18 protein-coding genes and 1 riboswitch are annotated in these 21,270 nt (G+C 54.7%); of the genes, 10 read left to right on the forward strand and 8 right to left on the reverse strand.

Features of this window, described 5'->3' with window-relative positions; all coding sequences use genetic code 11:
- The 4 genes from ABD76_RS22625 to ABD76_RS22640 all read left to right on the forward strand — a co-directional run.
- Positions 1 to 359: IS630 family transposase (locus ABD76_RS22625; RefSeq protein WP_197257801.1), on the forward strand; the 359-nt coding region annotated here is incomplete at its 5' end.
- 67 nt (positions 360 to 426) lie between these two features.
- Complete coding sequence (locus ABD76_RS22630; RefSeq protein ID WP_197259323.1) at positions 427 to 726, forward strand: hypothetical protein; 300 nt, start codon at positions 427 to 429, stop codon at positions 724 to 726.
- 43 nt (positions 727 to 769) lie between these two features.
- Positions 770 to 1,219, forward strand: coding sequence for a hypothetical protein (locus ABD76_RS22635; protein WP_197259324.1), 450 nt, complete (start codon positions 770 to 772; stop codon positions 1,217 to 1,219).
- A 226-nt stretch (positions 1,220 to 1,445) separates the two neighbouring features.
- Positions 1,446 to 1,661 (forward strand): hypothetical protein, encoded by a 216-nt coding sequence (locus ABD76_RS22640; protein WP_197259325.1) that lies wholly within the window; start codon positions 1,446 to 1,448, stop codon positions 1,659 to 1,661.
- Between the two features lie 727 nt (positions 1,662 to 2,388).
- Here the strand turns inward: ABD76_RS22640 and ABD76_RS22645 are convergent.
- The 3 genes from ABD76_RS22645 to ABD76_RS22655 form a co-directional block, all read right to left on the reverse strand.
- Positions 2,389 to 2,646 carry an ATP-binding protein DrrA1-3 family domain-containing protein gene (locus ABD76_RS22645; protein WP_275100852.1) on the reverse strand — a complete coding sequence of 86 codons (258 nt, stop codon included), beginning with the start codon at positions 2,644 to 2,646 and terminating at the stop codon, positions 2,389 to 2,391.
- A gap of 81 nt (positions 2,647 to 2,727) precedes the next feature.
- Complete coding sequence (locus ABD76_RS22650; protein WP_242069743.1) at positions 2,728 to 3,486, reverse strand: sigma factor-like helix-turn-helix DNA-binding protein; 759 nt, start codon at positions 3,484 to 3,486, stop codon at positions 2,728 to 2,730.
- A 603-nt stretch (positions 3,487 to 4,089) separates the two neighbouring features.
- Positions 4,090 to 5,676 carry an FAD-dependent oxidoreductase gene (locus tag ABD76_RS22655; protein WP_197259327.1) on the reverse strand — a complete coding sequence of 529 codons (1,587 nt, stop codon included), beginning with the start codon at positions 5,674 to 5,676 and terminating at the stop codon, positions 4,090 to 4,092.
- 618 nt (positions 5,677 to 6,294) lie between these two features.
- On the opposite strand from ABD76_RS22655, the gene ABD76_RS22660 reads away from it, so the two are divergent.
- From ABD76_RS22660 to ABD76_RS22670, 3 genes are all read left to right on the forward strand, one after another.
- Positions 6,295 to 7,296, forward strand: a complete 1,002-nt coding sequence (locus ABD76_RS22660; RefSeq protein WP_197259328.1) for a substrate-binding domain-containing protein — start codon at positions 6,295 to 6,297, stop codon at positions 7,294 to 7,296.
- A gap of 100 nt (positions 7,297 to 7,396) precedes the next feature.
- Entirely contained in the window at positions 7,397 to 8,359 is a 963-nt protein-coding gene (locus ABD76_RS22665; RefSeq protein WP_197259329.1) for an MraY family glycosyltransferase, read from the forward strand.
- Positions 8,360 to 8,452: 93 nt separating this feature from the next.
- Positions 8,453 to 9,511, forward strand: a complete 1,059-nt coding sequence (locus tag ABD76_RS22670; RefSeq protein WP_197259330.1) for a suppressor of fused domain protein — start codon at positions 8,453 to 8,455, stop codon at positions 9,509 to 9,511.
- A gap of 164 nt (positions 9,512 to 9,675) precedes the next feature.
- Here the strand turns inward: ABD76_RS22670 and ABD76_RS22675 are convergent, their stop codons facing one another.
- From ABD76_RS22675 to ABD76_RS22685, 3 genes are all read right to left on the reverse strand, one after another.
- Complete coding sequence (locus ABD76_RS22675; RefSeq protein WP_197259331.1) at positions 9,676 to 11,544, reverse strand: bifunctional metallophosphatase/5'-nucleotidase; 1,869 nt, start codon at positions 11,542 to 11,544, stop codon at positions 9,676 to 9,678.
- A gap of 246 nt (positions 11,545 to 11,790) precedes the next feature.
- Positions 11,791 to 12,822 carry a ribonucleotide-diphosphate reductase subunit beta gene (locus tag ABD76_RS22680; protein ID WP_197259340.1) on the reverse strand — a complete coding sequence of 344 codons (1,032 nt, stop codon included), beginning with the start codon at positions 12,820 to 12,822 and terminating at the stop codon, positions 11,791 to 11,793.
- 76 nt (positions 12,823 to 12,898) lie between these two features.
- Positions 12,899 to 15,250: a ribonucleoside-diphosphate reductase subunit alpha gene (locus ABD76_RS22685; RefSeq protein WP_197259332.1), complete on the reverse strand. Its 2,352-nt coding sequence runs from the start codon at positions 15,248 to 15,250 to the stop codon at positions 12,899 to 12,901.
- Positions 15,251 to 15,480: 230 nt separating this feature from the next.
- Positions 15,481 to 15,752: riboswitch (cobalamin riboswitch) on the reverse strand.
- A gap of 256 nt (positions 15,753 to 16,008) precedes the next feature.
- Here ABD76_RS22685 and ABD76_RS22690 point away from each other — a divergent pair.
- Positions 16,009 to 16,146, forward strand: a complete 138-nt coding sequence (locus ABD76_RS22690) for a hypothetical protein (protein WP_197259333.1) — start codon at positions 16,009 to 16,011, stop codon at positions 16,144 to 16,146.
- A gap of 170 nt (positions 16,147 to 16,316) precedes the next feature.
- Here ABD76_RS22690 and namA read toward each other — a convergent pair whose 3' ends face one another.
- Both namA and ABD76_RS22700 read right to left on the reverse strand, forming a co-directional pair.
- On the reverse strand, positions 16,317 to 17,327 hold the full coding sequence (namA, locus tag ABD76_RS22695; protein ID WP_197259334.1) for an NADPH dehydrogenase NamA: 1,011 nt from the start codon (positions 17,325 to 17,327) through the stop codon (positions 16,317 to 16,319).
- Between the two features lie 118 nt (positions 17,328 to 17,445).
- Complete coding sequence (locus ABD76_RS22700; RefSeq protein WP_197259335.1) at positions 17,446 to 18,375, reverse strand: alpha/beta hydrolase; 930 nt, start codon at positions 18,373 to 18,375, stop codon at positions 17,446 to 17,448.
- Between the two features lie 788 nt (positions 18,376 to 19,163).
- On the opposite strand from ABD76_RS22700, the gene ABD76_RS22705 reads away from it, so the two are divergent.
- Positions 19,164 to 19,655, forward strand: a complete 492-nt coding sequence (locus ABD76_RS22705; RefSeq protein ID WP_197259336.1) for a GAF domain-containing protein — start codon at positions 19,164 to 19,166, stop codon at positions 19,653 to 19,655.
- A gap of 180 nt (positions 19,656 to 19,835) precedes the next feature.
- Positions 19,836 to 21,128: a hydroxylamine reductase gene (gene hcp, locus ABD76_RS22710; protein WP_197259337.1), complete on the forward strand. Its 1,293-nt coding sequence runs from the start codon at positions 19,836 to 19,838 to the stop codon at positions 21,126 to 21,128.
- The last annotated feature ends 142 nt before the right edge of the window (positions 21,129 to 21,270 follow it).

A 21,270-nucleotide genomic window follows, 5' to 3' on the forward strand; every position in this document is an offset into this window, starting at 1 on the left:
CAGCAGAAACGTTTCTCAAATTCTTGAACAAAGTACTTGAAGCATACCCTTCAGGAACCATTACCATGATTCTGGATAATGCCAGAATCCATCACGCCAAGCTACTCGAGCCGTTTCTGAAAGAAAACAAGCGACTGACCTTTGTCTTTCTTCCGCCGTACAGTCCGCAACTGAATATTGTGGAAGGACTCTGGAAGTGGCTCAAAGCGGATGTCGTGAATAACGTCTTCTACCACACTGTAGCTGAGATACGGAAGAATGTCTGCTCTTTCATGAATGCTGTGATGAAAGAACCTCAAGCAATCATCGACCGTCTCTGTGTGCGGATGGAGTCTGATATAGTAGTGGATATTCTTTAGTTCAACTTATATAGACAAAAAAAGTGTGTACAGCAACTTATTCCAGGGCAACAAAGTACCAATGATCTTGGGTGCCGAAGAGGAATATGAAAAAAGTAATAAAGGGGCAAAGGTGTTATTGCCTAATGACGAACGGGAGAAAATCCATCCCGAAACTGGTGAACCAATGGAAATTGAGGAGGGTGTTCTAGTACAAACAGACTTAACTTTTTATAACCATAATGGTAAAATCTATGTATTAGATGGATCTCGATACTTTCCAAAAAACGCTAAAATCAATGTTTCGGTAGAGTCTGTAGAGAATAATTCATTAAGAGAACAAATAATTAATGTGCGAAAAAAAGTTGAGATTGAACAGTTTTATTAATGCACAACCACAAATGAGCCTTCAAAACAACGACGCTACATTAATGACATCTATTAGAAAATCATGCTGGTATTATGATGATAGTTTATTTTATGATTTGGATACCTTTGAAGTGGGGAGAACAGTTACAGATTATTTAATCTATAATGCACAAAATAATGATCCTGATTATGATCATCTAATTATTGTGGCAGATGCACAAGTTTATTCAGTCGACGATAACAGAGTATTATTAGGTGGATTTCAAGGAGATTTCCATAAATATTATAGAGAGGATGATTTAATATCTGGACAACCTGACACTACAGATATAGCGCAGCAATTAGTTAAAGATCGGCAATTGTCATTTACGATTGGATTCCCCAAAACCGCATCTTTTACATGGGCATGGAATTCTGGGAATTCGGCTAGTATGAAAGCAATGGCCGATAAAGAGACTGGTCGTACTATGATTTTATTTACGGAACTTCTTCTTCACGATACAATACTATAACTGGCGGTGGTGAATCGGGTTAAGGTAAAATATGCTACAATGTTTAAAAGTCTGGGTACTCACCTTGATGTATATATTCGCTCCGGAATCAGCAAGCAATGGTTTAATGAAAATACATGGAAATGGCATTCTTATTGGGAGCATTTGGTTTACGAATACTAATTTACTCCACAATAAGAGTCCTCTATTAATAGAGGACTCTTATTGTGATAAGGGAGGATTTCGTGTGAAAAAAATAATTGTCGGGTCCGCATGTTTATTATCTGGAACTATTTTTTATGGGTTGTATCTAATCGCTTCTGTAATTTATGCACAGTATTTCGAATTTAACAGTTTATTAAGCGCACAAGGTGCAATGGGGTGGGTTCCAAAATATTTTAGTCTTATATTAATATTATCCGGTATTATCTTTATTGTATTAGGCATGAAAAAAAACGATTAATCATTACCCGATAACAACTTCGATCACTCTCCTGTGGCCTTTCACTCCGTCTTGAATTTTTTGTTTGAACTAAAGTAGTTTGTTACACTAATGGTCAACGGGTCCAGATGAAGGACGCTAATAAGGTACCGACTACTTTCGTGTAAACGTTCCCGCTGATCAGCAACTCCATCGCATATTTGCTCATATTTGCGGGATTCAGAATGTCGATAAGAGGATGCAGCCCGACGATCATTCTCATAGCCAGCAAGATAAGAATCGAAATAAGGGCGGTGACGCCTGGACTATTGAAGATTGTGCTGAACATTGTGATTAAAGAGACCGTAAACAAACCCACATCAGGTAGAACATTATTGCTGTGAACATTTCCGCAACGGGTACTTGCGTGAACAGGTAATTTGTATAAAGAACGGACACCAGATATCCTATCGCTATACTGCAGGTCAGAAATAGATAGTTTGAGCTGATCTTCCCGCTTATATATGAGATTGGAGAAACTGGTCTTGTCATGTTGAAAGCCAGCATGCCGTACGCTTTGTCCGTCTGTACAATGCCCATGACCGAAATCGCAATAAGTATAATTCACAACTGATCAAACTGCGATCCGAGGGTGCTGGCCAATACTTCCCCGCCAACCTGAGCGGTCATATTGGGGTCAATGATAATTCCTTTTTATAATCCCGAACCATCTGCGTGAATTCATTTTTCATGAAAACGTTGAAGTTGCTCACGGATCCACCACCAGCTTTAAGAATATTTCTTCTAATGTGATATAATTCACTTCGAATTTCATAAGATCAACCTGATGCTGCAAGGCACTTTCCAGCAATTTGCTCTTGTTTTTCCGCGTGTCCTCTACTTCTATCTTGATATGATTCCCCTTCACACCAACATGCTTCACAAAACTCATTTGTCCCACAAGCTTAAGCCATTCCTGATCCATCCTGGCGACCTCCACATGAATGACCTGATGCTCCCCTTCCATCCCGCCGCCGCGAAGACCTGGCCCGCAGCGGTACTCCAATCGGTCATGGTTCTCTTCCCCGGCTTTTTATGCCCGTCATATTCAGCTTCCTTGCTTCCGCGCGAGATGGTCCAGCTTATCCGGGTTCAGTATGATATAGACCTGGAGAATTCGCTCCTGATCCGGCGTAAGCATGAAGCAGCATACCGCTCTGACGGCGCCTTGATCGAGGTACGCCGCGTTCGGCTCTCCATTGACATCGGTGATGATTGGCGGCGAATGGCGCATCGCCGCGAACGTCTTCCGAGAGGACAGCAGCTTCATTACGCGGTTTTGACCGGTAAGGAGACGCATGGCTGCGCGAACATGGGGCCCGCCGTCCGTAATCAGCACGGCGTCGTCCGCGAGCAGCTCCAGTAGCGCCTCGACATCATAGTGTTGGAAGGCCGACATGAATCGAGCGACCAACGCGCTTCTCCTTGTCGCCGCCTCCCCGGCGGGAGCGGACGGAGATGGCGCACGGGCGTGCTCGTTGGCACGGCTCAATATTTTGCGGCAATTGGGAACTGATTTCCCGAAGATATCCGCTATCTCTTTATAGTTATACTCGAACGCTTCCCGCAGCAGCAATACGGCCCTCTCAACGGGGGTGAGGCGCTCAAGCATCACCAAGTAAGCATACGACAACGAATCCGCGCGCTCGGCCAATTGATCGGGCTGTTCGCCGGAAGCGGCGAGCGGCTCTGGCAACCATTCGCCGGGGTACGCCTCCCTTGTGCGCCGTGCCAATTGCAAGATATTTAAGCAGCGGTTTGTCACGCAGTTGGCGATATACGCCTTCCTATTTCTTACTTCGCTCAAGTCCCTGCCTGCCATGTCGGCAAATACATCTTGTACGATCCTCCGCGTCCGAGACGGCGCCAAGCATACGGTACGCGATAGAAAAGGCGAGTCCCCGACAGGAAGCATATAATTCCTCGACAGGGTTGTCCGGGCGGGTAGAGCAAGCGAATACGGTGCGATGGCCATAATCAGGTGGGCTGTTCCTTGCCGCAAAATAATCGCCTCTTGCGCTATGCACTCCCTATCCGTACTTATGCTCATGATCGCCCATCCTTCATTTTTATCCGTTATTCCTTTTGGCAAGAGAGTCCTTGATTTTGTGACACCGCAAAACCGATTTTGGGACGGCAGTCGAGTTCCCTTCGAAAATGGCGGCATGGAAACGAAGGAGATTAAGCAGGGAAGGGAAGAGTTCCTGATTGAAGGGGAGCGTGACTAAAGGGCTAAAAGGGGCACGCCTGCAAGCAAGGGGTATGTCGCAAGAAAGGGGTATGTCCGCAAGCAAGGGGGACGCCCGCAAGCGCGATCTCCCCGAACGCGGAAGCGCGAACGGGGAGACCAAGGCAGGAGCAGCAGCCGTTGCGGACCCTGAACCCTGCAAAGGAGATGAGATAGCACCGCTTACACAGGATAGACGGACGGCCACTGCAGCTCCACTCCGAGCTGCTGAAGCTGGCGCTGGAATGCGGCCAGATGCTCCGGGCCGCTTCGCACTGCGCGCGGCGCGATCCCGTGGTCGAGGGCGTACGCGGCCAGGGCGCCGGCCGCTTCCCCGATGTTCCATTCCACCGGATGCAGGCGGTAGCAGCCGTTGGTGATGTGGGTGGTGCCGATGTTCTTGCACGCCGGCAGCAGATTGTCCATGCGGACAGGCAGGAGGCTGCCAAGCGGAATCTGGAACGGCAGGGACGAGATGTCGATATAATTGTTCCCGCCCGTCGATGGATGAAGATCGATGCGGTAGCAGCCGATGCCGACCGAGTCCGCGAACGCTTCGGCCGGGCGGCCCTGGCGGTATTCGGTGGAGACATGCTGCTCCAAGACGGTGAACTCGGCCCGGATGCGTCTTGACTCCCGAATATACGGGTACATTGCCAGGCCGTCCACCGTGCCCGCGATATCATGCCGCAGCCGCAAGCCCGGATAACCGCAGCCGCCGTCGCTTCGCGGCGCTTCCGTCTGCAGCCAGTACAGCAGCGACAGGCTGAGCTGCTTCGCCTCCTGCAGATGGCGTTCGCGTTCCGCTTCGCTGACATCGATCACGGAGCCGAGCCAATAGTCATTCTCCGGCCAGTTGACGATCGTGACGGGGTTCGGAACGTCGCCGGACGCCGGATCATACAGGGCCGGATCGGTGATCTGGCGGTAGTGGAACAGCGGGAAGGTTCCGGGCTCGCGAAAGAGTGAATATCGCACCGGCTTCAAGGTAGCCGGTTGAACGCCGGTCCAGCTCAGCAGGCGATCGGGCCAGAACGGCGGCTGATACTGGCGCCAGAATTCGTAGCGTTCCGGCTTCTCGATCGTATGGTCTCCGCCTTCGAAGTACTCGGCGGCGAAGCAGTACGTAATGCCCTGCATATTTTGCGGCTCAGCCGGCCCGGGAACGGCATGCGGCTCCCCGGTCTCGCGCTGGGATTCCGCGCCGGTGACGTATTCGGTCCCGGACAGGGCAAGCAGATCGCCGCACTCGGTCGCGTCGAGAAAATAGGCCCCCGTGCAAACATAGTCATCGCCCTGAGCATCCCGCACCGTGACTGCGCGAATGCGGTCGCCCTCGACCTCCGCGCCGATCGGGCGGCAGCCGGTGCGGATGACCAGGCTCCCGCTGTGGACATACGGGAACAGCATCGCTTCCAGCACATGCAGCGCGACGCGCGGATCGTGACAGAGGCGGCTCACGATGCCGTTGCCGGGGTTCAGCCGTTCGTCGGAACGCGCCCTCGCGTTCAGCGGCAAGTGATCGCGGTAGTACTGTCTGACCGCATGGCGGAACTGGCGGTAGGTATCCGTGCATCCGAATCGCTCAATCCAGGGATGCTCGTCCGGCGGGACGAGCTGGCTGGTCAACTGGCCGCCGATGCGGGCGGTCTCTTCCGTCAGCAGCACCGTCTTGCCCAAGCGGCAGGCGGCCAGCGCCGCGGCGCATCCTCCCATGCTGCCGCCGATGATGACGAGATCGGCTTCCCATTCAAGCTGTCGCTGTGTCATTCGTTGTCCTCCCTCGTGTCCTGATTTCCATACATTGCCTATCCTCAGTATAGAGAGTTCCACTGGGAAGGAATATAGACTTTCGTTGCTATTTATGGTAAATGGAATACGTTTCTTGCTCGACACACGCTCCACCGACCTGCGAGGGCGCTTTATGCTTGAACCGCTCGGCGGAAGCGGACTTGCTGAATTCGATGCTTGATGAAACGTTTCGAATAACATGAGATATCACCTGTAATCGTTAAAAAGGGGTGATTTCTTATTCCCTCTCTGCGAAAAACGGCATTCAAGCTGCTTTAAAATAACGTTTCAAAAGTAAAGAAATACAATATTAACTTTGTCTAACTATCGAACGAAAGAATGTGATAATATTATTCACGAAATAAGAAACGTTTCGATTCGTGGGTGCCGTATGGAATTCGGTGCCTTGCCTGCCAGGCGTGGAGGGCGAAGAGCGCTTGAGCAGACTTCCGGGCTGTAAAGAGGAGGCTGTTCCAACGATATCTCGATCCCGTGATCGATACCGGACGGATTTGGTTTGCGGAGCGTTCTTTCAAGGCCTTCGCCTGATTTGATATAGTAAGGAAAAAATTGGTGTGAACGATGGGAGCGAATGCTGTGGTCAGTATTAAGGATATCGCGAAGAAAGCGGGGGTCTCGATCTCGACCGTATCCTATGCTTTGAATGGAAGCCCCAAGGTGACGGAGGAAACGAGCAACAAAATATTGTCGGTTGCCAAAGAATTGAATTATGTTCCAAATGCGGCGGCCAGAATGCTGAAAACGAGAGAGACGAAGATTATCGGCGCTTTTTTGACCGGCTTCGAAGGCTCATTCTACGGGCAGCTGCTGCAGGGAATGAAGGAAGTGCTGAACAAGAGAGGATATGATCTGGTGGTATGCAGCGGCTCGCAATCCCACCGTCTATTGCCGGAACGGATGATCGACGGCGCCATCGTGCTGGATGCGTCCTTCTCCAGCGAAGAGCTGCTCCAATATGCGGACCGCGGGCATAAACTCGTCGTGCTGGACCGGGAGCTGAACCACCCCAACGTAAATCAGGTGCTGCTCGATAATAAGGCAGGCGCCATGTTGGCGATCGAATATCTATTAGAGGAAGGTTTCCGGAAAATATACGTCGTGTCAGGGCCTCAAGGCTCCTTCGATTCCAATCAGCGCCTGCTTGCGGCCCGGCAGACGGTGGAACGAAACCAGCCCATCCTACCGGATGAAACCGGGGAGCCTATCGCGTGCATTGAAATGGAAGGCAATTTCGACAAAGCGAGCGGGGAAGCGGCGGCAGAGCGGATTATTCGAGAGTATACGGAGCCGGTGGCCGTCTTTTGCCTCAACGATGAAATGGCCGTTGGACTGTACAATGCGGTGAAGGAGTCGCCTTACGTGATCGGCGAGCATATTCATGTGATTGGATTCGACAATATGGAGCTGTCCCAATTCGTCCAGCCTCGTCTCGCTACGATTGATTATTCCAAGCGCAAATGGGGCGCGCTGGCAGCCGAGCAATTATTAAAATTGATTGCGGATGAGCCGGTCGAGCATGAACGGGTTTACGTCACCCTCGTGAAGGCGGAGTCGGTTGGGTCTATACTTTCCGTGTAAATCAACCCATTTTCCGTGCCAAAATATGTAACCCTGTGGTTGATCATGTTCATATATGCTTTATAATGAACGTAAACGGATATGCAGCGGAGGTAATGATATGTTTTCTTACGTTTTCGCCTTTCTTCTTTCTGCTTGTATCGTCCTTTTTCTGATTCCTCCATTCAAGAAATTGGCCTTCCGCATCGGCTTCGTTGATCAGCCGCAGGCGGATAATGAACGGAAAATACATAGGCAGCCCATTCCCTTGTTGGCGGGGGCTGCGATTTTCATCGGCTTTTGCGTCACTTATGTGCTGTTCGTCCCGCATTCCTTGACGAAGATGGCCGGCATTCTCGGCGGCGGGCTGCTCATCCTGGCTATCGGCATGGTGGATGACTGGTACAAGACCCGGCGCAAGGACTTCCCCGCGCTGCCGAAGCTTATCGTGCAGGTAGGGGCCGCCGCCTTGGTGTACGCTTCGGGAATCGCTTTCATCGGATTCAACAACCCGTTCACGGGGCAGTTCATTTATTTTCCGGAATGGCTTCAGTTCCTGTTGACGGTAACGTGGATATTCGGCGTTACGACGGTCATTAACTTTTCGGACGGGATGGATGGTTTGGCAGGGGGACTGACCGCGATTTCGGCAGGCACGTTGTTCATCGTCGGCATTTCGCACGGGCAGGGGACTCCGGCAATGATGGCTTTGATCCTGGTCGGAGCGGCATTAGGGTATTTGCGCTACAACAAGCCGCCGGCCAATGTCTTTATGGGCGACGCCGGGGCGACGTTTCTCGGCTTCATGCTGGGGGTGGTGGCGCTCGACGGCGCGTTCAAGCAAGCAACGCTCTTATCGCTCTTCATTCCGCTTCTCGCGGTGGGCGTGCCGATATTCGACAATATTCTGGTCGTCATCCGGCGGATGCTTAACGGGCAGCCGATCTACAAAGCGGATGCGACCCAGGCGCACTACCGTCTGCTGGCGGTCGGACTGAACCAGAAGCAGGTTGTCATCTTCTTGTGTTTGCTGAATCTCTGCTTCGGGCTGACTTCCATTATTTTATCGCTGCTGCCCGTCTGACGGGTGCAATGCAGCGTGGGCGGATGTAAGACCCTCTCACATTCGCGGGAACAACGAACAACCTCTAAACCATATGAAATCAGGTGAACGCGCATGACGGAAGAAGAAGTGCAGGCCCTCGGCTGGGACGCAATTGATGCGAAATTGAAGGAACTGTACGGGGACACGGAGCCGCTCCATTATGGCACCGTCTTGCCCTATATGCTCGGCGGCGAGGATCCGCTGGACGGGATCAGCGTCTATGCGCAGACCGAGCCGGTGCCGCATTGGCATTATGTCACATACGGCTTCTCGGAGCTGTACGAGAAGGAAGGGGACGACCCGGAGATCAGCGGCTATGGCTTCGAGCTGACGATGCGGCTGAAGCGGGAGGGGGAAGAGGAACCTCCGGCATGGCCGATGAACATGCTGCAAAATCTGGGCCGGTATGTATTCCGGTCGGGCAATGTGTTCGCGGCTGGGCATTATTTGGATGCGAACGGTCCGATCGCGCTTGACTCGGATACGGAGCTGAGGGCGCTCTTTTTCATGCGGGACAGCGAGCTGGGCGAGATGGATACGCCGAACGGAAGCGTGGAATTCCTGCAGGTGGCCGGCATCACGCTGGACGAGCTTGACATGATGAAGTCATGGAGAAGCAGCGGCTTCCTGCCAATGATGGAGGAGGTTTTGCCGATGGGCATCACCGATTTGAAGCGGACGTCGGTGCTCCGCAGTCCGGATATCGCCGCCAGAGCGGAAGAGGGGATGCGGAGGGACGGCTCCGGGACAGGCAGTCTGTTCATCGATAGTCTGGCCTGGCAGGAGGAGAAGAAGTTCCTGCGGGGGGAGGCTTACACGATTGAGATCGGAGCGAAGCAGGCCCCTTCGATTGCCAAAATACTGCGCGGCCGTATCCCGTACCGGGAGGCGCTGTATTTGATTGGCCCGAACCGGCATATCGCCTGCTTTCCCGGCGACGAGCCTCAGGCCATCGTGCGGGACGACGCTCTCGAGCTGCACCTGAACGAGCAAGCGCTGGAGGAGCTGGCTTCGCGGCTCGTGCCGCGTCAAGGCTCGTTCACGATTGCTTCCCTGCCGAAGGTGCAATTTCACATCGTCAAGACCGAGATCCGCAACCAGGACGGCGAAGTCGTCGAGACGATCGGGTAACCGAAAGGAATATGGCGCTAAGTTGCCTCTGTCTTCTCTCAGAAGATGGGGGCTTTTTTTCATAAAAAAAGAGCCGCGCCAGCACGGGGAACTGCGTGTACCGTACGCGGCCCTTCGATGAGGGGCTTGGTTATAATACCTTCAATAGGGAATGGGAGGGACAGTTACTGGCGAATGCGCTGCTCGAGCTTGCCCGCGATCTCTTTCTTCGCCTTCATGTACTGTTCGACGACTTCATAGAGCGTGACGCCGGTATCGAGCGATTTTTTGTTCATGAACATGGAATATCCGTCTCCGCCCGCGATCAGGAAATCGTTCGTCGCGACATGATACGTTTTATCTTCTTCCAGCGCCTTGCCGCCTACCTTGACATCGGTCACGCGGCTTCCCTTCGGCTGCTTCACGTCGAAGGCGAAGGACAGGCCCGCAATTTGCGGGAAGCGGCCGGAGCCGGACTCGATTTCACTGACGCCGTTTTCGAGAGCCGCCTTCAGGTCGCTGCCCTTCACTTCAACGACAGCCAGCGTGTTCGGGAACGGCAGCACGTCGTACAAATTCCGCTTCGTCACATCACCCTTCATAATGGTCGTGCGGATGCCGCCCGAGTTCGTGATGGCCAAATCGGCTTCGAAGCCGGGCATCGTGCGAGTGCGCTCCAGCATCGCGTCCGCGACCAGATTGCCCATGATCGTCTCCTGCTTCCGCACTCTCGAGCGGTCCCCATCCAGATCGACGCTCGCCGTCGCGATTTTTTCATTCAAGAGCGCATCGGTCTCTTTTTTCAGCGACTCGACGATGGCGGCCACGTCCGGGTCGGGCTTCGTCGTTTCGTCATATTTGAGCAGTCCGCCTGAAAAATGAACCAAATCTTCGCCATGATAGTACAGATCGACCCGGCCCAGCGACTTGGCGTATTCCCAATCCTGCACGATGTAGGTGCCATTGACCAGCTCCGGTTCATCGACCGGGGTATGGGTGTGGCCGCCGACGATGATGTCGATGCCCGGCACCTGCTTCGCCATCTCGCGATCATACTCCAGGCCGGTATGGCAGAGCACGATGACATGATCGGCCTTTTGGCGGAGCTTCGGCACCCATTCCTTCGCGACCTCGATCGGGTCCCGGAACGTCAGGCCCTTCACATTGTCAGGATGGGTAACAATCGGCGTGTCCTTCGTGACCAAGCCGAGGATGGCGAAGGTCTTGCCGCCCACCTGCTTTGTGACATAAGGCTGAAGCAAAGGCTTGCCTTCCGCGTCGAAGACGTTCGCGGCCAGCACAGGGAACTCGAACATCTTCGTCAGCTTCGCAAGCTGCTCATAGCCGAAGTCATATTCGTGGTTGCCCGACGCCATGAAGTCGTACCCGAGGGCATTGGCCAGCTTCGTCGCCGTTTCTCCTTTGGATAGATTCACGTAAATGGTGCCTTGAATCATATCTCCGGCATCCAGCAGCATCGTATTCGGATTTTCCTCGCGCAGATCCTTCATCAAGGTGGCGAGCTTCGCGTAGCCCATTTCTTTCGCTTTGGCATCTTCGAGAACGTGGCCATGCAAATCGTTCGTATGCCCGATGGTGACATGCGTCGTAATCGCGTCGCCGAGCGCCTTGAAGAACTGATCGCGGGTCACCGTTTCTCCGGCCAGCTCGAGACGTAACCCTGCTTTTTCGGCCACGCTCTGGAGCGTCGCCGCCGCCGCCGGATGATGAAGCCCTTTCCATTGCTCCGCATCGACGATCCCCTCCTGCTTTGCCCACGTAAGCGATGTGGCGGCCCAGTGCTTGAGCGCCGGATCGGCAATCTTCACCGACTGCGCCGCGCCCTGCACGCGCGCGAGCATCGCGATCGCTTCTACGAGGGTGATTGGGCGATCCAGCGCGAGCCCGTCTTTGGTTCCGAATATGTAGTTCTTGTCCTGCATCCATTGGATGTGATCGATAGGGTGGATCGGCGCCGCAAATAGGGAGCCGGCGAATAAGGAGCTTATCAGCGTCGTCAGGATCGCGGCTGTGCCCAGTTTCTTTTTGTTCATACATAACCTCCGTCGCAAGAAGAAATCGTGGAAATCAAGAGAGCTTGATATGATATATATTTATCTTAGGGCAAGCGAATGAGGGGATTGTTAACGGAAGTTATCGTTTTTGTAAAGGCGGGTGTCGGGGGATATAAAAAGCAAGGCCGTTCCGGTCACAGATGAGGACGGCCTTGCCGCATAAAGTTTATATTATGCATTGTGATAGGGATGCATACGCGGGCGGGTGCCCGGCAGCACGCCGGCTTACAGCTCGTCGAAGCCGTTGTCGTCGCCGACCTTGCCGTAGGTGCGCGATTTCGCTTCGAAGAAATCGGTCTTCGTCGAGTTGAGCGCCTCGTCGGAGAAGGGCTTAATCCATGGCATGCAGTTCACGTCGACGCCTTCATAGGCCTTTTCCATGCCCATCATGGCGAGGCGGCGGTTCGCGATATATTTAATGTAATCGCTCAGCTCGCGCAGATCGATGCCGCGAATATTGCTGAGCGTGTAATGCGCCCAGTTCGTCTCCAGTTGAACGGCCCGGTCGATGGTCTCGTAGACAAACCGGCGGTTCTCGTCGGTATTTAATTCCGGGAAGTCGCGCAGCAGTTGCTTGAACACTTCGCCGAAGAAATAGCAGTGCTGGTTCTCGTCGCGCTGGATATACGAGATCATTTGGCTCGTGGCCATCATTTTCTGGTCGCGGGCCAGATTATAGAAGAAGGCGAACGTGCTGTAGAAAAATACTCCCTCGAGAATCAGATCCGCGACGAGCGCTTCGAAGAATGTCTGCGGCGTCGGATTGTCCCGGAACGTCTGGTAAATGTCCGCAATGAAGCGGTTGCGCTCCAGCAGCACGGCATCATGCTTCCAATATTCGAAAATGTCCTTCTGCTCTTGCTCCGACACGAGAGAGGACAGCACATAAGAATAAGATTGATTGTGAACGACTTCCTGCTGGGCGATAATGGCCGAAATGGCCTCCAGGGAGGAATCGGTGAAAAACCGCTTCACATCGCCTACGAACATCGTCTGCATCGAATCGAGCACCGCCAGCAGCGAAATGTTAATCTTGAAGGCGTGCTGCTCATCCGGCGTCAAATTCGGAAATTGCTGGGCATCCTTGGACATCGGAATCTCATCGGCGATCCAATGGTTCAGCAGAAGCACTTTGTACAGTTTGTACATGTGCGGCATCCGGATATCGTCCCAGTTCAGGATACCGGAGCATTCTCCCAAAATAATGCGGGTAGATTGGTTCGGCGCCTCGGTATTGAATATTTTTTGCAGTTTCAGCTCGCGATCGAGTAAAGTCATCCATCTTCTCCCTTTCCACACATTATCATCATTCTATTTCCGTCCGGCGTTCGCTTTAAGAGCTGCACGCTTCGCATTCCTCGACGGTCAGCGCCTGGCTGCGCACGTAATAGGTCGATTTCAAGCCGGCCTTCCAGGCATGCAGATGCAGGTTAAGGAAATCGACGGCCCGGATATCGGGACGGACATACAGGTTGAAGCTCTGGCCCTGGTCGATATGGCGCTGGCGGGCTCCCGCCATGCGGATCGACCAGTTCTGATCGAGACGAAATGCCGTCTTGTAATACCACATCGTCTTGTCCGACAAGTCCGGCGCCGGGTTGGCGATCTTGTACGTGGTCTTCTCTTCATAGCTGAGCAGCTCGTATACCGGATCGATGCTCGCCGTCGAGCCGGCAATGATCGAGGTGGAACCGTTCGGGGCGACCGCCATCAGCCACGCGTTGCGCATCCCGTTCGCCTTGACCTCGGCAGCGAGCTCCTTCCACTGCTCGGTCGTCACGAAGCGGCCGGGGCGCGTTCCGGTCGTATATTCTCGCTGCTCGAAATAGCGGCCGTTCTCCCATTCGGACCGGGCGAACAGCGGATAAGCGCCTTTTTCCTTCGCCAGCTCCATGCTCGCCCGCACCGCCAGATAATGAATCCGCTCATAGAGATGGTCGTTGTATTCCACGGCCTCATCCGATTCCCATGCGATGCCTTCCAGCGCAAGCAGATGATGCAGCCCGAAGGTGCCGAGCCCAATCGCGCGGTAGCGCCGGTTCGTATGCTGGGCTTGCAGCACCTCGATATTGTTGATGTCGATGACATTGTCGAGCATCCGCACCTGGATCGGCACGAGGCGTTCGAGCACGTCGGCCCGCACGGCGCGCGCCAGATGAATCGAGTTCAGGTTGCAGACGACGAAGTCGCCCGGAATCTTGCTTATGATGATGCGGGCCCGCCCGTCCTCGAGCACCAGTTCTTCCTGCTCGATCGTCGTCGGCGACATGTTCTGCATAATCTCGGTGCACAGATTGGAGCAGTAGATCGTGCCATGCGCCTTGTTCGGATTGGCCCGATTGGCGGTATCCTTGTAGAACATATAAGGCGTTCCGGTCTCAAGCTGAGACTTCAGGATGCGCTTCATGATGTCGATGGCGGGCAGCGTAATGCGCGACAATCGCGGGTTCGCTACCGCCTCCGCATACTTCTCGCGGAACTGCCCCTGGCCCGCCTGCTCGTCATAGAAATCTTCCAGTCCGAGCGGGCGGCCGTTCCCGTCGGTCCAGCCCATCGTCTTCTTCACTTCATGCGGGCAGAACAGATGCCAGTCTTCGCGCTTCTCGACCGCTTCCATGAACAGATCCGGGATGCAGACGCCATGGAAAATATCATGCGCCCGCATGCGCTCGTCGCCATTATTTAATTTGAGATCGAGAAAGGACAGAATGTCCTTGTGGAACACGTCCAGATAGACGGCAATGGCGCCCTTGCGCGTGCCGAGCTGGTCGACGCTTACGGCGGTATTGTTCAGTTGGCGAATCCATGGGATGACGCCGGAGCTCGTATTTTTGTGGCCGCGAATATCGGAGCCGCGCGCCCGCACCTTGCCCAGATAGACGCCGATGCCGCCGCCCATCTTGCTCAGCCGGGCCACGTCGGTATTCGAATCGAAGATGCCTTCCAGCGAGTCGTCCACCGTATCGATGAAGCAGCTCGACAACTGGCCGGCGACCTTCTTGCCCGCGTTCGCCATCGTCGGCGTCGCCGCGGTCATGTAGAGATTGCTCATTGCCCAATAGGCTTCCTTGGCCAGCTCGACGCGGCGCTCCTCCGGCTCCTGATGCATCAGGTACATGGCAATGATCATATAGCGCTCCTGCGGCAGCTCCATCGTCCGCCCCTCGAAATCGACAGCCAAATACCGCTCCGCGAGAGTCAGCAGCCCGATATAATCGAACAGCTCGTCGCAGGCCGGCTCGATCGCTTGGCCCAGCTCGCGAATCTGATCGGGCGTGTAGGCCTCCAGCAGCTCCTCGCGGTAAATGCCGATATCGGCCAACTGCTTAATCAGCTTGTAGAAGTCGCCGTACGGACGGTCGGCGTATGCCTTGTAGCTGCGGTGCAGGGCCGCTTCCTTATACAGCTTCGTCAGCAGCGCCCGGGCAGCGACAAACTTCCATTGCGGCTCCTCGACGGAGACCAGCTCCAATGCGGTCATGATGCAAGCCTGCGTGATGTCGGATGCCTGAACATGGCTGTGACGGAGCTTGGCCAGGACGCCCCGGTGCCAGCGTTCGCGATCCAGCTTCGGGTATTCGCCCATGATGCGCTCGCCGTAACGCAGGATGCGCTCCGCGTCGAACGCGAGCGAGCGATTATTCGGTTTGTGTACGGTCTGAACGGTATGATTGGTGGTTAGCATCCGTATTCCTCCTCGAAAAGAGCAATAAAAATAGCCGTCCCTTCGCGAGAACGGCTCAGGAACGGCATGGCAAAGCCGTATGTATCCGGGGGCTTCTTATGATGGCGGCTGCGCATCGCTAGGACAAGGCGCAGCTCCCCCTGCAACCACGGAGCTGCGTTCGCCCGCCGAAGGCGGTACCGCATCGCAGCGCGCGGCCTGAACACGTTCCCTATTCCGCGTAGGGACATCAATGTGCTGCGATACAGGCAGGTCTCCTGGCTTGAAGCCGAATACCTCGGCGGCCTTCCCGGGACATTCGTCCCAGTGGACATAGAAAAGGCCGCTCTCTACAGAGCGCCTGTTCTGCCGGGTACTTGCCCCGGAACGGAGATGAGCGTTGTTCCGGAAGCGCTTCTAACAGTGGCGGGACCGCGACGGATTCGCACCGTCTTCCCTATTAAGCCGGGGCCCGACGCGCATCGCTTTGTCGAACCGCAGCACCTGTATCGTTTCAATATGTTGTTGTACTTATGCCAATATACTACAACATATTGGGGAAGTAAATAGGTTATAGGTGATATTCCTCATAGGAAAACGACAGGATTTGAGACAGTTCCGCGTGCTGTTTTTCTGCCTTAGAGCAGAGGAGATGAGAGGCTGGGATACATATTTCGGGAAATTTGAAGGAGGCAGGGATGGACGTTACAATAAAGGAGATATTTTCATAATTATTTGTTGATGCCCGCAGGAGGGACCATCGGGAAGGGGGAAGTATATTGGATGCCTATGCTGTAGTGTTGTTGTACCTGCTGATCATGCTCTCCGTTGCCCCCATATTTTACCGGATTCATAAGCGGCTGAACCGCATCGAGGAGCATCTGCAGCGCACCAGCGATTTCAAGCGGCTGCCTTGACCGCGGCTCCCGCTTGGGGCTTCGGCTCTGCTCAGGGCAGGAGTTATCCGCTTTGGCAGCCTGATGCAGTGTCGGCGTTGGGGCGATGAGAACACAAGCAGGCGGGGCCGCTGGCTGCAGCCCCGCCTGAAATAACTGAGGTTCAAGATGCAATGATTATCGTCAATGGATTACCAACCACGATCGTACTGCTTCGGCGGAGCGAGTTTTTGGCGCAATTGCTGCGCAGCCTGGCGCGGCCAGTACGGATCCCGCAGCAGCTCGCGGCCGAGGAAAACGAGATCGGCCCGGGCATTGCGCACAATCTCTTCGGCCAAGGCCGGTTCGGTAATCAGCCCAACGGCGCCGGTCGCAATGCCGGCAGATTGACGGATCGCATGCGCATACTGGACCTGATAGCCTGGATACGATTCGACCGGATGGGGAACGACCCCGCCCGAACTGCAGTCGATCAGGTCGACGCCCTGATCCTTCATGCGACGGGCATAGTCAATGTATGCCTCGATCGCGTTCCCGCCTTCCGCATATTCATTGGCCGAGATGCGCACGAACAGCGGCTTGGACCACGTGATGCGGACCGCTTCAATCACTTCGCTCAAGAAGCGGTAGCGGGCGTCGGCGGTGCCGCCGTAGCTGTCGGTCCGCTGGTTCGTCAGCGGGGACAGGAACTGGTTGATCAGATACCCGTGGGCGCCGTGAACCTCGATTACGTCGAACCCCGCTTCCTCGGCCCGCCGCGCGGCGTCGGCGAATGCTTTGATTGTCTTGCGGATGTCCTCCAGCGTCATCTCCTCTGGCGTCTCATAGGCTTCGCTGAAGCGCAGCGCCGAAGGGGCGATGATTCCGGGAACGGTTGCTTTGCGCCCGGCGTGGGCGAGCTGAATGCCGATCTTGCTGCCGTGCGCATGGACCATGTCGGTCAGGCGGCGAAGCCCTTCTACGTGCTCGTCGCTCCAAATGCCAAGATCCTGCGCGCTGATGCGTCCCCCAGGGGTTACGGCGGTGGCCTCGATCATGATCAGGCCGACTTGTCCGACGGCGCGGGACGTATAATGGACCAGATGCCAATCGTTGACCATCCCGTCCTCATTGTGGCAAGAGTACATGCACATCGGCGACATCACGATGCGATTCGGTATCGTCACCCCGCGCAACGTCAGCGGTTCAAATAATTGGGGCATGGCTATCCCTCCATAGAATCATGTTCGAGATTGTACTTCCTATTCCATTATACCCCTCCAAGTATGCTGGAACAAATCGGCCGTCCGCGACGAAGGATATCCCTTGATGCAGCAATAGTTACGGCGTGTGCTTCCGCAGCCAGGAGAGGCAATCGGACGTCACTTCATCCCGGTTCTTCTCATTCAGGAGCTCATGGCGCGCCTCCGGGTATAGAATGCATTCGACCTCGCGTATTCCAAGCTCGCGGTACATCTCGGCCAGCCGCCGAACGCCTTTGCCATATTGGCCGACCGGATCTCTATCGCCGGCAATGAGCATCACCGGCAAATCCTTCGGAATGGCCTGCATCGTCTCGGGGCGATGAATTTCCCGCAGCAGGCCGAACAAGTCCCGGTAAAAGCCGATCGTGCTCAAAAATCCGCATTCCGGGTCGGCAACATATTTATCGACTTCCTGTTCGTCCCGGCTCAACCAGTCGAAGGAGGTTCGGCTCGGACGGAACGTGCGGTTGAAGCCGCCGAATGCCATGTTGTCAATCATTTTGCTGCGGTGACGGGAGCCGCGTGCAGCAGCAATCAGCTTCGTGAACGCGACGCCGGCGTACAGTTCGGGCCCCCGCGGCCCGTTGGTGCCGCACAGAATGACACCGTTTATTTTGCCGCCATGCTCTGTTATATATTTCTGGGCCAAAAAGGATCCCATGCTGTGCGCAAACAGAAATACGGGCAGCCCGGCCTGTTCCGCTTGAATGATCTCGGTCAACTGCGCCATATTTCGGACCATCCATGTAAAGCCGTCCTCGCCGACATACCCGAGGTCTTCGGGCCGCCCGGCGGTCCGGCCATGCCCGCGGTGGTCGTTGCCATAGACCACATAACCCGCCTCCGTAAGCGCTTCGGCGAAGCGGCTGTATCGTCTGGCCGTCTCGGTCATGCCATGGGCGATCTGCACGACCCCGCGCACAGGCTGCCCTTCTTCCGGATCCCAGCGGTACACGTGGACGCGAACGCCCTCCGGGTCGGTGAACGTGAACGTATTGGATAACATATAGAACGCCTCCCGTAATGGATCGGCGATACGCTGCGGCAGGGGAGCGGCCGGCAGCCTATTGCCGGTTCGTCAGGTCCGCTTCTCTCACTGCGTTCAAGGGACCTTCTATTGTTACCTTCCATTATATCTCCGGACAGGGAGGGAAATCCATGCTTCTGATCCCTCGCTAGTTCCTTGCTTTCCCTGCTTAACCGGTTCTTCGAGGCCCTCTTGATGCTGCCAAAGGTTCTTTTCGGTTCCTTTTGCTCCTTTTCCCCAATATCCCATCCGCTCAGTCTTCACTTCTTATCGTGTTCCGTATTCTTTTGCTCAGTATCCCTGTCGTTCAGGTAATATATCAGGCAATATATATGACTTAAAACGTACCTTACGATGAGTCTCCCACTCGATCGGGAAGATTCTAATCTATCCGATTGGCCGCAAAAAGTTGGTTTCTGAGCTTCGGGGATATCCGTCATAAGTGGGCTGGGGAGGGTTGCTGGCTTTTCATGATATCGTGAAAATATTGTGATAAGAGTTCGGGTTTGAAAGGGTTACGGGGTTCCTGAACTATGGGGATAGCCATCATATGGGATTTGTAGTAGAGGGGACTGCTTCCTTCCCTGAGCGTCGGGAATATTGGTCATAAGCAGCAGATGAGGATGAAGAAGGGACGGGCTTGGGATAGCGGGGCAGTCGTTCCGGCCCTGGCGGTGTCTTCGCGGCGGCCCCCAGATGTGATACGATGGTACAGAATCGGAAAAAGAAAAGTAAAAAGAAATACTGTGCAATCAGGAGGCCTGCCGATGTTCACACCGAGCCAATATTCCGGTCAGCCGGATCAGGATTATCCGCTGCTCCATAAGCAGCTTCTCGCCTTAATCGAGGGCGAGCCGAATCTTATCGCCAATCTGGCCAATGCGTCGGCCTTGCTCTGGCAAGGCTTGAAGGATATTAACTGGGCCGGGTTCTACTTAATGGACGAATCCAAGGAAGAGCTGGTGCTCGGCCCGTTCCAGGGCTTGCCGGCCTGCATCCGCATTCCGTTGGGACGCGGCGTGTGCGGAACGGCCGCCCGGGAGCAGCGGACTCTCGTCGTCCCGGATGTTCATGCTTTCCCGGGTCATATTGCCTGCGACGCGGCATCCCGTTCCGAGATCGTCGTCCCGATGATGAAGGACGGACGGCTTGTGGGCGTGCTGGATATCGACAGTCCGGTTACGGACCGGTTCCAGGAGCGGGATCGGGAAGCGCTGGAGAAGATGGTCGAGGACTTGATGAAGGAAGCGGTTTTGTAATCGCATATGGGCAGCGCGATCCGGAATGGACGCGCTGTTTTTTTGTGACATGAGGCGAGATTGTGAATTTGACGCGATATTCATGATTTTGAAATATTTGTTGTGATCGTACGCACTCGGCCCCGCTTTCCCGTCTAGTATGTTGAAGACAGAAATCCATTTTGACAGGAGGAAGCGCGAATGTTCTGTCATCAATGCGAGCAAACGCCGACGGGCGGCTGCAAGGTTGTCGGAGTGTGCGGCAAGGACGAGACGATAGCCAGTCTTCAGGATACGATCGTGTTTGCGCTGAAAGGCATCGCGGCGTATGCGACGCATGCGCGGCAGTTGGGTTATGTCGATGAGGAAGTAGACGCGATTACGCATGAAGCTCTCTATATGACGTTGACCAACTCCAATTTCAATTTGCAAGAGCATCTTGATATGGCGATGAAGGTAGGGGGCGCGGCGATCCGCATTATGGATGTGCTGGATCGGGCGCATACGGAGCATTTCGGCGTTCCCGTGCCGGTTACCGTCCCGCAGAACAAAATAGAAGGCAAGTCCATCGTCGTAACGGGGCATAATTTGTATGCGCTGGAGGAATTGCTGAAGCAGACGGAGGGCAAGGGAATTAATATCTACACCCATTCCGAGATGCTTCCGGCGCATGGCTACCCGGCATTGAAGAAATATCCGCATTTGAAAGGCAATATCGGCAAAGCCTGGTATGATCAGCGCCGTCTGTTCGAGCAATATCCTGGCGCCATCCTCGCGACGACGAACTGTGTCATGCCGATTAAGGGGACCTATGCCGATCGGTTCTTCTCCTACGATGTGGCCGGGCTCGAGGGCGTGACCAAGATCTTGAACGACGATTTCACGCCGCTTATCGAGCGTGCGCTGGCGCTGCCTGCGGCGGACGTGGACAGCGAGCAGACATTGACGACGGGATATCATCATGAGACGGTGCTCGGGCTGGCGCCGGAAATTATTCAGGCCGTCAAGGATGGCAAAATCAAGCGGTTCTTCGTCATTGCCGGCTGCGACGCGCCGGGCAAGGGCGGCGAATATTATCGCGAGCTGGCGACATCGCTGCCGAACGATACCGTCATATTGACGACATCGTGCGGAAAGTTCCGGTTCAATGATGTCGATTACGGTACGGTGGCGGACACGGGCATCCCGCGTTATATCGATCTGGGACAATGCAACAATTCCGGATCCACGGTCAAAATCGCTGCCGCGCTTGCGGACGCCTTCGGCTGCAGCGTCAATGAACTGCCGGTATCGATCGTGCTCTCGTGGTTCGAGCAGAAGGCGGTGGCGATTTTGCTCGGCTTGTTCAGTCTGGGAATCCGTGATATTCGGATCGGGCCGAAGCCGCCGGAATTCATCTCGGAAGGCGTCATGAACGTGCTCACCGATCTGTTCGGCCTAAAGCTGATCGGCGATGCGCAGGAGGATATGAAAGCGATGCTCCGTCTCGCCTAGATGATGAACGGGGTAAATGATTTATGGAGTTAATCGATTGGCGCGCGGTCCCTGAAGGGGCCGCGTTTGTTTGTTTCCGCCGCTTTGGCCGCAGGCTTCGGTATGGCGCGCATGCCGAAGCGTCTTTGGTGCGCCTGATGTG

Source organism: Paenibacillus dendritiformis (assembly GCF_015845845.1).
Classification (GTDB): domain Bacteria; phylum Bacillota; class Bacilli; order Paenibacillales; family Paenibacillaceae; genus Paenibacillus_B; species Paenibacillus_B dendritiformis_C.

Excerpts from the sequence above, each read along its gene's own strand:
- ABD76_RS22635 (WP_197259324.1), top strand. The coding sequence starts at position 770 with ATGACATCTATTAGAAAATCATGCTGGTATTATGATGATAGTTTATTT.
- ABD76_RS22645 (WP_275100852.1), bottom strand. The coding sequence starts at position 2,646 with ATGGAAGGGGAGCATCAGGTCATTCATGTGGAGGTCGCCAGGATGGAT.
- ABD76_RS22655 (WP_197259327.1), bottom strand. The coding sequence starts at position 5,676 with ATGACACAGCGACAGCTTGAATGGGAAGCCGATCTCGTCATCATCGGC.
- ABD76_RS22665 (WP_197259329.1), top strand. The coding sequence starts at position 7,397 with ATGTTTTCTTACGTTTTCGCCTTTCTTCTTTCTGCTTGTATCGTCCTT.
- ABD76_RS22670 (WP_197259330.1), top strand. The coding sequence starts at position 8,453 with ATGACGGAAGAAGAAGTGCAGGCCCTCGGCTGGGACGCAATTGATGCG.
- ABD76_RS22675 (WP_197259331.1), bottom strand. The coding sequence starts at position 11,544 with ATGAACAAAAAGAAACTGGGCACAGCCGCGATCCTGACGACGCTGATA.
- ABD76_RS22685 (WP_197259332.1), bottom strand. The coding sequence starts at position 15,250 with ATGCTAACCACCAATCATACCGTTCAGACCGTACACAAACCGAATAAT.
- namA (WP_197259334.1), bottom strand. The coding sequence starts at position 17,327 with ATGCCCCAATTATTTGAACCGCTGACGTTGCGCGGGGTGACGATACCG.
- ABD76_RS22700 (WP_197259335.1), bottom strand. The coding sequence starts at position 18,375 with ATGTTATCCAATACGTTCACGTTCACCGACCCGGAGGGCGTTCGCGTC.
- ABD76_RS22705 (WP_197259336.1), top strand. The coding sequence starts at position 19,164 with ATGTTCACACCGAGCCAATATTCCGGTCAGCCGGATCAGGATTATCCG.
- hcp (WP_197259337.1), top strand. The coding sequence starts at position 19,836 with ATGTTCTGTCATCAATGCGAGCAAACGCCGACGGGCGGCTGCAAGGTT.